The organism is Polynucleobacter sp. UB-Raua-W9, from assembly GCF_018687435.1.
In the GTDB taxonomy this organism is placed as follows: Bacteria; Pseudomonadota; Gammaproteobacteria; order Burkholderiales; family Burkholderiaceae; genus Polynucleobacter.
Genome location: NZ_CP061290.1, coordinates 752,091 through 766,242, shown reverse-complemented (window position 1 = coordinate 766,242; position 14,152 = coordinate 752,091). Strand labels below are relative to the sequence as shown.

General features: G+C 45.3%; 17 protein-coding genes. 3 read left to right on the top strand and 14 right to left on the bottom strand.

Annotation, left to right across the window (positions count from 1 at the left end; all coding sequences use genetic code 11):
* Window positions 1–1,173, top strand: coding sequence for a GNAT family N-acetyltransferase (locus AOC07_RS03950; RefSeq protein ID WP_215358243.1), 1,173 nt, complete (start codon window positions 1–3; stop codon window positions 1,171–1,173).
* Window positions 1,170–1,433, top strand: coding sequence for a DUF1289 domain-containing protein (locus tag AOC07_RS03945; protein ID WP_215358241.1), 264 nt, complete (start codon window positions 1,170–1,172; stop codon window positions 1,431–1,433). The genes AOC07_RS03950 and AOC07_RS03945 overlap by 4 nt, the downstream gene beginning before the upstream one ends.
* 39 nt (window positions 1,434–1,472) lie before the next feature.
* Here the strand turns inward: AOC07_RS03945 and AOC07_RS03940 are convergent, their stop codons facing one another.
* The gene (locus tag AOC07_RS03940; RefSeq protein ID WP_215294087.1) at window positions 1,473–3,080 is read right to left on the bottom strand and encodes an ABC-F family ATPase; all 1,608 of its coding nucleotides are present in this window, start codon (window positions 3,078–3,080) and stop codon (window positions 1,473–1,475) included.
* Between the two features lie 98 nt (window positions 3,081–3,178).
* Window positions 3,179–3,889, bottom strand: a complete 711-nt coding sequence (locus AOC07_RS03935; protein WP_215358239.1) for a queuosine precursor transporter — start codon at window positions 3,887–3,889, stop codon at window positions 3,179–3,181.
* Between the two features lie 93 nt (window positions 3,890–3,982).
* On the opposite strand from AOC07_RS03935, the gene AOC07_RS03930 reads away from it, so the two are divergent.
* On the top strand, window positions 3,983–5,161 hold the full coding sequence (locus tag AOC07_RS03930) for an acyl-CoA dehydrogenase (RefSeq protein ID WP_215294085.1): 1,179 nt from the start codon (window positions 3,983–3,985) through the stop codon (window positions 5,159–5,161).
* A 4-nt stretch (window positions 5,162–5,165) separates the two neighbouring features.
* Here the strand turns inward: AOC07_RS03930 and mnmH are convergent, their stop codons facing one another.
* The 12 genes from mnmH to soxZ all read right to left on the bottom strand — a co-directional run bounded on the left by mnmH (window position 5,166) and on the right by soxZ (window position 14,151).
* Complete coding sequence (gene mnmH / locus AOC07_RS03925; protein ID WP_215358237.1) at window positions 5,166–6,239, bottom strand: tRNA 2-selenouridine(34) synthase MnmH; 1,074 nt, start codon at window positions 6,237–6,239, stop codon at window positions 5,166–5,168.
* 31 nt (window positions 6,240–6,270) lie between these two features.
* Window positions 6,271–6,615 carry a TIGR01244 family sulfur transferase gene (locus tag AOC07_RS03920; RefSeq protein ID WP_215294083.1) on the bottom strand — a complete coding sequence of 115 codons (345 nt, stop codon included), beginning with the start codon at window positions 6,613–6,615 and terminating at the stop codon, window positions 6,271–6,273.
* 52 nt (window positions 6,616–6,667) lie between these two features.
* Complete coding sequence (locus AOC07_RS03915) at window positions 6,668–7,111, bottom strand: YeeE/YedE family protein (RefSeq protein WP_215358235.1); 444 nt, start codon at window positions 7,109–7,111, stop codon at window positions 6,668–6,670.
* Between the two features lies 1 nt (window position 7,112).
* Entirely contained in the window at window positions 7,113–7,550 is a 438-nt protein-coding gene (locus AOC07_RS03910) for a YeeE/YedE family protein (RefSeq protein ID WP_215294081.1), read from the bottom strand.
* A gap of 24 nt (window positions 7,551–7,574) precedes the next feature.
* On the bottom strand, window positions 7,575–8,696 hold the full coding sequence (locus tag AOC07_RS03905; RefSeq protein ID WP_215358232.1) for a YeeE/YedE family protein: 1,122 nt from the start codon (window positions 8,694–8,696) through the stop codon (window positions 7,575–7,577).
* Between the two features lie 19 nt (window positions 8,697–8,715).
* A complete protein-coding gene (locus tag AOC07_RS03900) occupies window positions 8,716–9,027 on the bottom strand; it encodes a hypothetical protein (protein ID WP_251369693.1) in 312 nt (103 codons plus the stop codon).
* Between the two features lie 64 nt (window positions 9,028–9,091).
* Entirely contained in the window at window positions 9,092–10,030 is a 939-nt protein-coding gene (locus AOC07_RS03895) for an MBL fold metallo-hydrolase (protein ID WP_251371726.1), read from the bottom strand.
* Window positions 10,031–10,080: 50 nt separating this feature from the next.
* A complete protein-coding gene (locus tag AOC07_RS03890) occupies window positions 10,081–10,518 on the bottom strand; it encodes a DsrE family protein (RefSeq protein ID WP_215294299.1) in 438 nt (145 codons plus the stop codon).
* A gap of 20 nt (window positions 10,519–10,538) precedes the next feature.
* Entirely contained in the window at window positions 10,539–12,269 is a 1,731-nt protein-coding gene (gene soxB / locus AOC07_RS03885; RefSeq protein WP_215358228.1) for a thiosulfohydrolase SoxB, read from the bottom strand.
* Between the two features lie 58 nt (window positions 12,270–12,327).
* The gene (soxX, locus tag AOC07_RS03880) at window positions 12,328–12,966 is read right to left on the bottom strand and encodes a sulfur oxidation c-type cytochrome SoxX (RefSeq protein WP_215294077.1); all 639 of its coding nucleotides are present in this window, start codon (window positions 12,964–12,966) and stop codon (window positions 12,328–12,330) included.
* A gap of 19 nt (window positions 12,967–12,985) precedes the next feature.
* Window positions 12,986–13,798, bottom strand: a complete 813-nt coding sequence (gene soxA / locus AOC07_RS03875; protein ID WP_215358226.1) for a sulfur oxidation c-type cytochrome SoxA — start codon at window positions 13,796–13,798, stop codon at window positions 12,986–12,988.
* 44 nt (window positions 13,799–13,842) lie between these two features.
* Window positions 13,843–14,151 carry a thiosulfate oxidation carrier complex protein SoxZ gene (gene soxZ, locus AOC07_RS03870; RefSeq protein ID WP_215294075.1) on the bottom strand — a complete coding sequence of 103 codons (309 nt, stop codon included), beginning with the start codon at window positions 14,149–14,151 and terminating at the stop codon, window positions 13,843–13,845.
* Window position 14,152 lies beyond the last annotated feature (1 nt).

Sequence of the window (14,152 nt, the reverse complement as noted above, 5' to 3'; positions counted from 1 at the left end):
GTGACAGGCTCTGACAAGCTCCATTTAGAAATCCTAGATCGTCTATCCGACGTATCTGCTGCAGATTGGAATGCGCTTCTCAGCCCTAATGACGGCCCCTTTCTAAAGCATGAATTTTTAAGCGCGCTTGAAGAAACAGGCTGCGTAGGTGGTAATACTGGATGGCAAGTTGCCCACCTGACTCTCAAACAAGATGGCCGATTAGTCGGCGCCATGCCTTTATACCTAAAGCAACACTCCTATGGTGAATTTGTCTTTGACTGGTCTTGGGCGCAGGCTTATGAACAGCAGGGTTTGAACTACTACCCCAAAATACTTTGTGCCATTCCATTTACCCCCGTGCAGGGTTCACGCATCTTATGCGGGTCTGAGTCGAACCAGACTAGAATTCAGGAGGCATTAATTGATGGCCTCAAGTCTTTGTTGGCAGAAAACGATCTATCTTCTGCACACATTCTGTTTCCAATGAATTCTCAAGCAGAGTATCTAAGGGAACAAGGTTTCCTGTTGCGAGACTCAGTGCAGTTTCACTGGCAAAACCAAAACTTTCAAAGTTTTGAGCAATTTTTATCTGCGTTAACAATGAAGCGTCGAAAAAATATTCGTCGCGAACGAGAGCAAGTGGTAAGAGAGGCTATTTCGTTTCAACATGTACCCGGCGAAGATTCAAACGACCAAGATTGGGAATTCTTTTTTGATTGCTATCAAAATACTTATCTAGAGCATCAATCAAGCCCTTACTTAAATGAATCATTCTTTAAGTTATGGGCAAAGCGAATGCCAGACAATCTTCATTTAATTTTTGCCCAGCGAAACGGAAGCCCAATTGCGGCTTCCTTGCTAGTAGTTGATCGACCATCATCCAAGGTCTTCGGAAGATATTGGGGTGCACTAGAACATATTCCTTGTCTGCATTTTGAGACTGCCTATTACCAGGCCATTGAGTACTGTATCGCTGAAGGTATTCAGACATTTGAAGGTGGCGCACAAGGTGAACATAAAATGGCGCGAGGCTTTTTACCAACTACGATCCAATCCGCTCATTTCATTAAAGACCCCAGATTTGCAAAGGCGATTGGACATTTTCTTGATCGTGAGCACCAAGGGATTGGCGCGTATGTAGATGAGCTTGCCGAGCATAGTCCGCTGAAATCGACTAAAGTACTTCCATGAATTCTGATACCGCCAACTCCCAAGCCCAAGACGGCTCACATTCACTCTCTACGGGAGATGATGCTTCCGACTCTCCTTGCATTGGCGTCTGCACAACGCTTTATGACGAGATCTGCCAAGGCTGTGGTCGCACTCTAAGTGAAGTCAGCAATTGGGTATTTCTCTCGGATGAAGAGAAACTCTCAGTTTGGAAACGTATTCGTGAAGATGGCACTGCCATGCGCTTTCAGAGGCAGGCCAAAGAAAATAAGCCTGCGTAGTTACTCGCAGGCTTACTGTTTGTCATTCTAGATAACACTTTAGCCAGCCAGTTCCTGACTGCGCAAATACTCTTCGTATGTACCTGAGTAATCCACCACCGTACCATCCATCTTCACCTCTAAGATGCGATTAGCCAATGCCGATACAAACTCACGGTCATGGGATACGAAAATAAGAGTGCCATCAAATTTCTCTAAGGCAATCTGCAAACTTTCAATCGACTCCATATCCATGTGATTGGTTGGCTCGTCCATTGCTAAAACGTTATATTTTTGGAGCATCAGCTTGCCCCAAATCATTCTGCCCTTTTCACCACCAGATAGCACCTTGACGGATTTACCAATGTCATCACCAGAGAAGAGTAAACGCCCTAAGGTGCCACGAATTACTTGATCGTCATCACCGGTATTGCGCCACTCATTCATCCAGTCCATGAGTAATTCGTCTTTAGCGAACATCTCAGTATTGTCTTGCGGCATTACGCCAACGTTGGCATTCTCGGCCCACTTCACATCACCACTATCTGCTGCTATGCCATCAAAGCGCTTGCTGAGAATAGTTTTTAGGAGCGTTGTTTTGCCAGCGCCGTTTTGACCAATAATGGCAATCTTTTCACCAGCACGAACACCCAGCTTAAAGTTTTTGAAAATGGTTCGGTCGTAGGCTTTAGTAAGCGCGTTGCACTCAACGGCCATATTGTGTAGTTTTTTCTCAGTATCAAAACGAATAAACGGATTTTGACGTGAAGAAGGCTTGACTTCAACAATCTCAATTTTTTCCAACTGACGCTGACGTGAAGTTGCCTGGCGAGCCTTAGAAGCATTTGCAGAGAAGCGGGCCACGAAAGCTGCTAATTCAGCAATTTTTTCTTTGGCTTTCACGTTAGAGCTGAGTTGTTGTGTTCGCGCCTGAACAGATGCCAACATATAGGAGTCGTAGTTTCCTGGATAGACCTTCAAAGTTCCATAGTCCATATCGGCCATATGCGTGCAGACCTCATTGAGGAAGTGACGATCATGGGAAATGATGACGATGGTGCTCTTAATTTGATTGAGGATATCTTCAAGCCAATGAATCGAGTGAATATCCAAGTTATTAGTTGGCTCATCTAACAGCAAAACATCTGGGTCAGAGAACAATGCTTGCGCTAGCAATACACGTAGTTTCCAACCCGGGGCAACGTTACTCATTAGACCAGTATGCTGTTCTATCGGAATGCCGATGCCCAATAACAACTCACCTGCTTTTGCTTCTGCGGTATAGCCACCGTACTCAGCATACTTACCTTCAAGTTCAGCAGCCTTCATGTAATCTTCATCGGTCGCTTCTGGATTGGCGTAAATCGCATCGCGCTCCGCAGCGGCTTTCCACATCTCTTCGTGACCCATCATTACTACATCGAGCACACGCACATCTTCATAGGCGAATTGATCTTGGCGCAATTTACCCAAACGAATACCCGGGTCTAAGCTGACATTACCACTGGTGGGCTCAAGCTCGCCACCGAGAATTTTCATGAAAGTAGATTTACCGCAACCGTTTGCGCCAATAAGGCCATAGCGATTGCCACCGCCAAACTTCACGGAAATGTTTTCAAACAGGGGTTTCGCCCCAAACTGCATGGTGATATTAGATGCGGACAACACGGATGGTTTCTAGCTTTCTGAAATTGAATTCAACAGATACCCCCATATTTGGGGGCAAAGACCGTTATTTTAACGGGTTAAGGCCGCAAAGGTCTAATTCAGACTTTGACCCTAAATGGGGTGAAATTTGTATGGGTATCGTAATAATCCTCATTTTCCTTGCGCTTGAGGAAATTCACGACCCAATAGGTCATTGGTGTTGCCAGCACTTCCCAGGAAGTTTTCAGTACATACTGCGCCAGCGCCACCTGAATCACTTCATGGGTAGGCCATATGCCATAAAAGGCCAACATATAAAAGAAAGAGGAATCTACTAACTCGCCTACTGCTGTTGAACCGATAGTGCGCGTCCACAAAAAACGGCCCGTAGTCCAAATTTTCATTTTGGCAAGAACAAAGCCATTAGTAAGACTGCCGCACCAGAAAGAAAACATCGAAGCCAAAGCAATGCGCCAGGAATTGCCAAAGACCGTTTCTAGGCCATTTTGATAATTGTCCATATAAGCACCAGGCCCAACTGGCAAGGCAATCACAATCTGCGCCATTACCGCTGCAAACGCTAAAGCTGCAAAGCCCGCCCAAACTGCACGACGATCATAGGCATAACCATAAACCTCAGTCAGGATGTCGCCAAAAAAGTAGGCAATGGGAAAAAACAGAATTCCAGCGCCAAAATGGACTGTTCCGAAAAATGGAAGATCAACAACCGCCGCTTTCCCGGCACCAATAAAGTTGGAGCAAAGCAATACGACTACAAAGGCCGCCAATATTAAGTCGTAATAGCGATGGTGTCGTCTAGGTGAGTCCATAAGTTTGGAAAAAATGGATAATAGAAAGAAGAATATCTGCATTCCTGAAAATTCGCAGGAAGCAAGAAAAACCAACAATAGGATGATCAAGCAATGAGTAAAGCCAGCTTTAACTGGGCCGACCCCCTTCTCCTCGATACTCAATTAAGCGAAGAAGAGCGCATGATCCGCGATGCGGCAGCTGAGTATGCTCAAGGACGCCTCATGCCACGCATTCATGATGCATTCCGCAATGAGACAACCGATCCTGCAATCTTCCGAGAAATGGGAGAGTTAGGTCTTTTAGGCATCACTATTCCTGAGGAATACGGCGGCGCCAACTTGAATTATGTTTCTTATGGGCTAATCGCTCGCGAGATTGAGCGCGTGGATTCCGGTTATCGCTCGATGATGAGCGTGCAGTCATCTTTAGTCATGGTTCCTATCAATGAATTTGGTAGCGAAGCACAAAAACAAAAATATCTTCCTAAGCTAGCTACTGGCGAATGGATTGGTTGCTTTGGTTTAACTGAACCAAACTACGGATCTGATGCTGGCGGCATGATCACTCGTGCCAAGAAAGTGCCAGGAGGATTTTCTTTAACGGGATCCAAGATGTGGATCTCCAACTCTCCGATTGCTGATGTATTCGTGGTGTGGGCCAAGAACGATGAAGGCATTATTCGTGGCTTTATCCTTGAAAAAGGGATGAAGGGCTTAAGCGCCCCCAAGATCAGTGGCAAGATGGGTCTTCGCGCCTCTATCACTGGTGAAATCGTGATGGATGAAGTATTTGTCCCGGCTGAAAATGAATTTCCAGAAGTTAGCGGCCTGAAAGGTCCATTTACTTGCTTGAACTCCGCTCGTTATGGCATTGCTTGGGGAACTCTAGGTGCCGCTGAATGGTGTTGGTATGCTGCTCGCCAATACACTCTAGATCGCAAGCAATTTGATAGACCTCTCGCTGCCAATCAGTTGATACAGAAAAAACTGGCTGACATGCAAACTGAAATTACGCTGGGCCTCCAGGGTTGCTTACGCTTAGGTCGCATGAAAGATGAAGGTATTGCTGCCCCAGAAATTACCTCCATCATGAAACGCAACTCTTGCGGCAAGTCTTTAGATGTTGCACGTTTAGCGCGCGATATGCATGGTGGCAATGGTATCTCTGATGAATACGGGGTCATACGTCACATGCTGAACTTAGAAGTAGTGAATACATACGAAGGCACGCACGATATTCATGCTCTAATCCTGGGCCGTGCACAAACTGGTATTCAGGCATTTAGCTAGTCAGCTAAGAACCCAGTTTTGTGACGATGGCCTTTGCCGCTTTGGCGAAGGCCTCATCACTGTCATTCTCTAGCTGTACAAAATTTTCGATCTTGTATTGCGGAAAATTACGCACGATCGATGATTGGTAAGATGGGTCATAGTGCTTTACCAATAGCTCTTCAACTAAGTCTGCAAAGTTACCCGCATCAATAGCCTCATTCCATTTGGCAATCTGAACTTTTCCATAATGCGTAGTAAGCAAACCAAGCTTTTGCTTAAAGTTATCTGTATCAGTTAAGAAGTGATGATACTCACGAATTAACCAAGAGACGCGTGTCTGGGCGCTAGAGCGTAACTCGATGCAAATACCATTGCGAATCTTTTCCATTAAAGCATCTGGCACATGTAAGCCACCAACCTTTTTACTCTCCGACTCTACAAAGACTGGCTTTGATGGATCAAGATTACGCAACGCATTCCAGAGGGCTGTTTCAAAACCCTTTTGCGAGGGTTGTTCGGCATTGGGCTCATTTCCTAGAACAGATCCACGGTGAACTGCTAAGCCCTCTAGATCCAGGATCTGTGCGCCTAGTGCGCCAATCTCTTGTAATACTCTTGTCTTGCCGCTTCCTGTCATGCCGCAGATCACTTGGAATGTGAAAGCATTTGCAAATTGCTCGAGGCCATCAATCACAGTCCGCCTAAAGCCTTGATAACCACTCTCCAGTTGCATGGCTTTCCAGCCAATGCGATTCAGAATGTGGGTAAATGCCCCACTACGTTCACCACCGCGCCAACAATAGATTAGTGGGCGCCATTCACGCGGCAATTCTAGTAGATGCGACTCTATGTGTTCGGCAATATTTTTCGATACTAAGGCTGCGCCGAGTTTCTTGGCGGCAAAGGGAGAAACTTGATTATATAGAGTGCCGATCTGCGCACGCTCTTCATTATTCAGAACTGGATAATTCACTGCCCCGGGAATGTGGTCCAAAGCAAATTCAGCGGGTGACCTCACATCAATGATCAGATCAAACCCATTCAACTCAGAAAGAAATGTATCTAACTTAAGGATGTGCGGATTACTAGGTTGCATACCATTTGCTAGCTCAGTTAACTTGTATCAGTTAACTGACTTGCAATGCAAGTTGATACAGATTGGTTGAGCGGGCTCCAGAACGACAAAAGGCCAAAATAGGACCAGGCATTGTTTTAAGAAGGCGGGCCATCTCTTGCACCTGAGCTGGAGTGAGCGCACCAGGTATGACAGGCAAATAGGCGTAATTGAGACCAAGCTTTTCAGCTTCCATCTGAATGGATGCATTGCTTGGCTGATCAGGTCCGCCCTCACCATCAGGACGATTATTAATCACACTTTTGTACCCTTGCTGGGCGATTTCCGCTAAATGACTGGGGTCAATCTGACCAAGAGTACCGAACTGAGCGGTATGGCAACTAATAGGAAGACTCATGAAACCCTCTACAAAGAATATAGGCAATAGGGTTGATTCTAAATCAGGCTTCTCAGATGCTGGGCTTGTTTCTATGGGCTGTAAAGAAACGCTCGCAAAATTCCATACCGGCCAGCATTGCCAGCACAAATACTAGAGCCTTCAGATGCCCTGCCCCAAGCGCAACCAGTGCTGGACCAGGACAAAAACCAGCAATGCCCCAGCCCGCCCCAAAGATAAGACTGCCAATGATCAAAGGCTTGGTGATGTCTCGTCTTGTTGGAATATGCAGAGCGCCCCCAAAAAAGGCTTCAGTTCGTTTGCTAGCAATATAAAAGCCGCCAAGACCAACAATGACTGCGCCCAACATTACAAACATCAGGGATGGATCCCAGTTTCCAGCGAGGTCCAGAAATCCTAAAATCTTTTGCGGATTACTCATGCCAGAAATGATTAACCCCCACCCAAAGAGCGCGCCAATTGCATACTGACTAAAGAGGCCAACATGTTTTCTCATCTTAAGCGCCGATCAAGTGACGAGTCACAAAAACAATTAAGAAACCAGTACTCATAAAAACAAGTGTTGCAACTAATGAGCGTGGTGACAGGCGAGACAATCCACAAATACCGTGACCACTCGTACAGCCTGATCCATACTGAGCGCCAAAGCCAACTAAAAGACCGGCGATCACAATCGCAAACCAGCTTGAGTCAATCTCAACGATTGGAAAGATGTCAAAAATTACCGCCGCTAAAAATGGAGCCGTGACTAAACCCATAACCAAACTGAGGCGCCAGGCAGAGTCAGTCAGTTTAGGATGTAGCAATCCAGCAACGATTCCACTAATACCCAGTATGCGACCATGCAACAAAACATACAGTGCTGCGGCCACACCGAGAATCATTCCCCCTAACAGGGATGGAATGGGGGAAAAAGAGAGCCAGTCAATTTGCATTACTTCCATCCAATCAAGTGATGATTAAGCGCAAGGATTTGGGGCAAGGCGGAATTGCAAATAACGCAATCCTAGATAGGCGCCAAATATGAATCCAGGTAAAGCCAGAAGGGATCCCAGGGCCAATGTAGAAATACCACTTAAACCCTGCCCCACAGTACAACCTAGTGCAGTAACTCCGCCAAAACCCATCAAGGCAGCGCCAACGAGATGATTGGCAGTGTCTTCAGCATCGCGGAAAGATTCCCAACGAAAAGATTTTGTGACAACTGCAACAAGGGCTGAACCCAATATCATCCCGGCTACAGCAACAATCCCCACTGTCAGCACTTTAGAAGTATCGCTATACATCATGAGCCAGTCTAGTGAATATGCATAGGGGGCAACAAATGACAAACTTTCCATGCGTCCGGAATTGGTCAGCAAGAAAACTTCTTCCAAGGTATTTGGGTCTTCCGCTACGTAACCAAGATTGCCAGAGACCCACCACACAGCACAGATTGCCAAGCCAACCACAATGCCAGCAATTAGATTTTCTGCGGTCCAAAATGCTTTGCTAGCTAAGGCATAGGCAATAAATGCAAAACCAATGATTAAACCCAAAGCCAGATGCAAAGAGGAACGGGCAATGCCCAAAGGACCACTGAGAAGACTTGGCAAATCTTGCGGGGTATTAAAGGCAATAAAAAAAGTATCCAGCGTATTAATGCGAACAACACCCAAGAAGCCGCGCATAGTCATATAGGCAGTTAAACCGAGAACCATGAAAACAACAATAGACTTTAAATTGCCCCCACCGATACGTATCAACGTTTTACTGCCGCATCCTGAAGCTAGAACCATCCCAAAGCCAAACATCACACTTCCAACAATAGTAGAGAGCCATAAAAACTTATTGCCGGTATAAAAACTTTTTAATGGATCAATGAGGCCTAAGTTAGACATTAAAGAAAATCCAATAATGGCAACGCCAATCGCCAAGAACCACTGCTTCAAGCGATCCCAGCTAGACATAATGAATGCATCAGAAACGGCACCCATGCTGCAAAAACCTGTTTTCTGCATGACCGCACCAAGCACAAAGGTAATGCCTAATGTAGCCCAAAGAACTGACTTACTTAGAGAATTAATATCAACAACATCCATAGTGACTGTATTTAAAAAATTAAGGTTTAAATTTATAAAACTGCTGATTGAGATAAGCAACGACATCTGCCTCATCTTCGGGAAATAGGTCTAAACGAAGTTCGGTGTTACAAATGCCAACCATCTTCCTCAAATTGGCCACAGACTTCACCTTGCTATCGCTACGTGTGTAGATCATGTCGCCATTACCAAAGCCAGATTTCTTGGCATGGCAGCCGTAGCATTTTTGCTGATCAATGGTTTTACCGTTTGCCAAATCAGGTGTAGCAAAAGCTGAGGCACTCACCAGTGCGCTCAAGACAATTGCAGGAATAGATCGGATAAAAACCATTTTGATTACAAATCAAGGATTTAGCATTAATCTTCTATTTTAAGGCCCAACAGGCAAGATTGGCTCACTCGGCCTGGATTGATAGGTAGACGTTATAGGCATTCATGCGGTTAGCAGCCCTAAATAAAGGCATTCCTTCGTATTCAGACCAATCTGTCTGCTTGTAGGCATCTTCAAAGGGGTCCATATTGATGGCAGCTGAGGTCATCGACTCCCGCAAGTATTTAAGGTAGTTTCTAGTAAAGGCAATGTCCTCAGCAGGTTTAACGGAATAGTTACCATGCCCTGGAATCACAATATTGGGATTGAGTCTTTCGATCTCATCCAGAGCGATTAGCCAGCCTTTACTGTCAGCATTGCCAACAAATGGGATGCGGCCTCGAAATACTAGATCACCTGCAAGTAGCACCTTTTCTGATGGGACATAAACCATCAAGTCTTCCGGCGCATGTGCAGGCCCTACGCGACTAATGAAAAAATTGACGCCACCAACATTGAGATTCATTGCTTGATCAATCCAAACGTCAGCTGAAATCAGCCTTGTATTGGCATTGACCCAAGGAGCAAAATCTACTCTTGAGGCAATCAAGCGCTGCCTAGCCGTTTCTGAAGACAGATAGTTTCTACCTTCACCTTGCGCATAAATTTTGGCGCCGATCTTTTGAAATTCTTGCAGGCCATAAATGTGATCGGCATGATAATGGCTAACAATAAGAGCAACTATCTTTTGATTTGTTATCTTCTTGATTTCAGCAATCAATTTTTGCGCCAATATTGGCGATCCCAAGGCGTCAACCACTACGACACCCGCAGGAGTAACAACAAAGCCAGCATTAGAAATAAAGTTTTGATTAACGCTGCTCCCCAACTCCGGAAATCCCCGCACGAAATAAGTATGCGGGGCAACCTGAACTGGCTTTAATTGAATAGTGTCGGCAGGTTTAATGGTCTGCCCATGAGTGCCGCCAAAAAAGATAAAAGATCCCATCAGGATCCACATCATGCACTTTAAGAAAGCAATAGCAGTCTTACAAAGATTCATTTGAATATAGATTAAGGCTTGATGTAAGCGAAGCCGTCTTTGTATTGGAGATCGGCAACACGCACCACACCAGATGGCGTGAAATCCGCATCAAGGGTGAATTGATCTTTTTTGAGATTACGATTTTTTAAAGTAATTTCGCAAACCTCAAACTTCACGCCACGTGACTTGAGAGCCCCAACTAATGGCGCATATTCCACATTATTTTTCTTATCCCTAGCACCTTCCATCAACATATCAACACCATTAGCATGAGTCACAACGATGATGATGGTATTGGGAGAAGTATCCAAATGGTTGCGAATATTGCGTAGCCCTTTCAAGCCTTGGGTTTCAGCTTCATCAATGTGATAAACCACTTTAGTAGGCCCTGATGATTGTGCGTTGGCAATAGACCCAAAACCAAGAGCAATCATTGCTATCAATATAAGGTGAATCAGTTTATTCATGGACATTACTTTCATACTATTTAAATTGGAGCCATGCCAGGATTATTGCTAACGCCTTTGATGATTGGCTCATTCAACTTTACAGCCTTCACAACTTTGACATCTCTTAAATGCCTCTCCATTACATCCCAAATTGCTTCTCCACCAGCATTTTTAGCCTCTTCGCTTACCGGCGCCCAACCAGCGACCTTATAAGTCTTACTAGCTTCAATTGCTTTGCCGTTTAGGCGCATATCGGTAATGCGCTTACCAGCAGTTTGTGCTGGGTCGATAGCGTATTGCATACCGCCAACGCGCACCATATCTCCACCTTGCTGGTAATAAGGATCAGGATTAAATAAATTGTCTGCGACATCTTCCAGGATCGTCTTAATGGTGTCACCAGTCATATTGGTGACAGTGGTATATGGATAGGTGATGGCCGTTTGATCTAAGAGATTTTCACGGGTGATAGCTTGGCCAGGCAAGAGACTGGTGCCCCACCGGAAGCCTGGTGAAAAAGCGATCTCCGCATTTTTCTGCGCCATCAAGCCATCAAGAATGAGCTGATCAAAACTACCATTGAAGTTGCCGCGACGATACAAGAGCCCCTCAGTAGTTGCTAATTTCTCACTAAGTTTTGTCTCATACGGAGCCCTGATCTTAGTAATGAGCTTACTCATGGTTGGATCAGCCGGAATCATATTTGAGAAAATGGGGAAAAGCTTATAGCGGAAGTCAACCGCTTTACCACCCTTCACATCAAAGTCCAATACACCTAAAAACTTGCTATTGGAACCAGCGTTGGTCACGAGGGTGACGCCACCAGGATTTTTGACTTTGACTGGTATAGGAACGCCGTCATGGGTATGGCCACCCAAGATCGCATCCAAACCACGCACCCGAGATGCCATCTTTAAATCCACGTCCATGCCATTATGAGATAAGAGAACGACAACCTTTGCGCCCTTTGATCTGACTTCATCAATGGTCTTTTGCATATTCTCCTCTTGAATACCAAATGTCCAGTCAGGAGTGAAGTAGCGAGGATTGGCAATTGGCGTGTAAGGGAAGGCTTGGCCAATGATTGCTACTTGAATGCCATTCTGCACTTTCATAACGTAAGGATTAAATACGATGTCACCAAAGTCAGCTGTCCTAATATTTTGCGCGATGAAAGAGACCTTACCCTTGAAATCGCCGTTCACAATTTCCATCACGCGCTTCTCACCCAAAGTCATTTCCCAGTGAGGCGTCATTACATCAACACCTAAAGCAAGAGCAGCATCAACCATGTCTTGACCATTGGTCCACAAGGCAGTGCCAGAGCCCTGCCAAGTGTCGCCACCATCAAGCAATAAGGCTCCAGGGCGATTTGTTTTCATTTGCTTAATCAAGCTAGCCATATGGGCAAATCCACCCATCTTGCCGTAGTTTTGAGCTGCTGCTACATAATCCAAATAGGTAAATGCATGAGCATCACGAGTGCCAGGTGCAATACCATTCGCTTTCAAGAAGTATTCCCCAACTAAGTGCGGCGTTTTACCCTCTTGCGCGCCAATGCCTAAATTGACATTAGGCTCGCGGAAATAAATAGGCAATAACTGTGCATGACAGTCTGTGAAATGCAAGAAATGCACATTGCCAAACTTAGGTAAATCATAGAATTTTTGGGCTGCGCTTTGCGCGTTGGAAAAATTTGATTGCAAACTCATTCCGCCTGCAGATGCAATAGCCAAAGCTTGCAAGAAATCGCGACGACTTAAAGACATAGTATTCCCCTTAAGAAAACAGGCCTGTCGGCCTGTTCTTTATATTTTGTTACTCTATTTACTGATTCACTGGAGAAGCAGGATCCAACAGTAATGCCATGACATCCTGAATCTGCTGCTCATTTAAGAGCTTGAAGTGAGCAAACCTTGGCATATTGCTGCAGGCGTTATAAGCCTTGGAGTTATTGATTCGGTTCCAGGTATAGGTGACGACTTCTTGAGAATAGCCGCGTGCCTTGCCATAGTTCCACAATGTTGGGCCAATCGTTCCATAAGAAATCTCCTTCTTATCGATTTGGTGACAGTTGTAGCAGCCACCACCAATTGGAGTATCTGCTTTATCAGTCCAGGTTGCACCACGACCACTTTGTGCAATCGCTTCGCCTTTCTTCCAGTCACCAATATATTTACCGTCTGAGGGTTGCTTGATGCTATCCATATTCATTTTCTGAATCTTCTCGCGCATCTTTTCACCCTGCTTGCTATTTGCAAATACAGGATCAGAGCAAAACTTTTGAGTTGCGTCCTGATCAATACGGTCTAGGCCAGCAATACCATCAGCCCTAAATCCATCCTTCATCATTTTGTTGAACTTAGGATTGTTGGCTTGTTGAGCGCTTGCAGAGCCATGGATAGCAACAGCAGCTAAGGCAAATACTGCGATGGCTAAGAGGGATTTAAGGTTCTTCATATTCATATTCTCTGTCTCTTATCCATTAACGCTTCAAACCAGGGGTTTCAACTGTGCCGCCATTGGCATTCTTTGCCATATACATCGACACAGCGACAGTTAGGTCGGAGCCATAAATTGGGAACGGGAAACGTTGCTGACGATAGCAGTCATTTAAACGCTGCTGCATTGTCCAGAACTGTCCGCTAGAGACGCGATACGCAGGCCAATAACCCCAACCTAAAGCGGCACCCTTTTGGGTGGTGATATTAGGCAAATCTTGCAAACGAATACGTTTGCCATCTTCACCGTGGCAAGAAGCGCAGGAGAAATCCATTGGTCCACCTTGAAAAAAGAATGCGCGCTTACCAAGCTCATACATTTCTTTTTCTTTTGGATGACTAGTGCTGACCTTAATCTTGTCGCCTTTAGATAAAGTCACTACGTAAGCAACAATCGCCTCCATATCCTTTTTTGGGCCTTTTTGGAAAGGGGCATCAATCATTTCTTGCGGGTCACGACCTTGTAACTTTTGCATACAAGTCATCAAACGTGACTCAAGGTCTTGCACCTTGTTGGTATCTTTAAAGTATCGCGGCAACTGGGCTGCGGCACCCTTCACAACGCCTGGCCCTAAGCCTAAATCACACTTTTCTAGCGTTGCGTTCTTCGGTCCGGCTGGTTTCTTCCAAAGCTCTTCACCAGCGGCCTCATAGAGTTCGGAAGGGTTTCCATCTGCAATCATCTCGCGATACTTTGCGATGTCGTCTGTCGCACTTTGTGCATATGACGTTGATGAAATTGACAACATCGTTGCCAGTAATCCTGAGGCTAAGCCTAAGGTGTATTTACGCTGCATTTGTTACCCTTTCAGAACTATTGAGACAGTGAAGAAGATTCACATCAAGAAGCAGTGGCTTCGTCAGTGCGCTTATCGCCTTTGCTATCTACCCAGCTCACAACAATCTTGTCGCCTTTAGCGCCTTTGTATTTGAAGTTCAAAAATGGGTCCTTAGAAACTGCCGGACCAAATTGACCATTCAGTACATCTTTGCCATTGGCTTTGACATTGATACTGCTAATGAACCATGCGGGAATCGTTTTACCGGCAGCATCTTTACGCTGACCAGATTCCATGTCGTGCTTCATCAAAATTTTTACATCCACAATTCCACCGTTCTCAGCAGCTCTTACGCGCATTGGATCAGCCATG

What these genes read in the sequence shown, in the direction of transcription:
- AOC07_RS03915 (WP_215358235.1), bottom strand. Translation starts at nt 7,111, where the DNA reads ATGAGAAAACATGTTGGCCTCTTTAGTCAGTATGCAATTGGCGCGCTC.
- soxZ (WP_215294075.1), bottom strand. Translation starts at nt 14,151, where the DNA reads ATGGCTGATCCAATGCGCGTAAGAGCTGCTGAGAACGGTGGAATTGTG.
- AOC07_RS03890 (WP_215294299.1), bottom strand. Translation starts at nt 10,518, where the DNA reads ATGAATAAACTGATTCACCTTATATTGATAGCAATGATTGCTCTTGGT.
- AOC07_RS03895 (WP_251371726.1), bottom strand. Translation starts at nt 10,030, where the DNA reads ATGATGTGGATCCTGATGGGATCTTTTATCTTTTTTGGCGGCACTCAT.
- AOC07_RS03900 (WP_251369693.1), bottom strand. Translation starts at nt 9,027, where the DNA reads ATGGTTTTTATCCGATCTATTCCTGCAATTGTCTTGAGCGCACTGGTG.
- AOC07_RS03920 (WP_215294083.1), bottom strand. Translation starts at nt 6,615, where the DNA reads ATGAGTCTTCCTATTAGTTGCCATACCGCTCAGTTCGGTACTCTTGGT.
- soxB (WP_215358228.1), bottom strand. Translation starts at nt 12,269, where the DNA reads ATGTCTTTAAGTCGTCGCGATTTCTTGCAAGCTTTGGCTATTGCATCT.
- AOC07_RS03930 (WP_215294085.1), top strand. Translation starts at nt 3,983, where the DNA reads ATGAGTAAAGCCAGCTTTAACTGGGCCGACCCCCTTCTCCTCGATACT.
- AOC07_RS03945 (WP_215358241.1), top strand. Translation starts at nt 1,170, where the DNA reads ATGAATTCTGATACCGCCAACTCCCAAGCCCAAGACGGCTCACATTCA.
- soxX (WP_215294077.1), bottom strand. Translation starts at nt 12,966, where the DNA reads ATGAATATGAAGAACCTTAAATCCCTCTTAGCCATCGCAGTATTTGCC.
- soxA (WP_215358226.1), bottom strand. Translation starts at nt 13,798, where the DNA reads ATGCAGCGTAAATACACCTTAGGCTTAGCCTCAGGATTACTGGCAACG.
- AOC07_RS03935 (WP_215358239.1), bottom strand. Translation starts at nt 3,889, where the DNA reads ATGGACTCACCTAGACGACACCATCGCTATTACGACTTAATATTGGCG.
- AOC07_RS03905 (WP_215358232.1), bottom strand. Translation starts at nt 8,696, where the DNA reads ATGGATGTTGTTGATATTAATTCTCTAAGTAAGTCAGTTCTTTGGGCT.
- AOC07_RS03910 (WP_215294081.1), bottom strand. Translation starts at nt 7,550, where the DNA reads ATGCAAATTGACTGGCTCTCTTTTTCCCCCATTCCATCCCTGTTAGGG.
- mnmH (WP_215358237.1), bottom strand. Translation starts at nt 6,239, where the DNA reads ATGCAACCTAGTAATCCGCACATCCTTAAGTTAGATACATTTCTTTCT.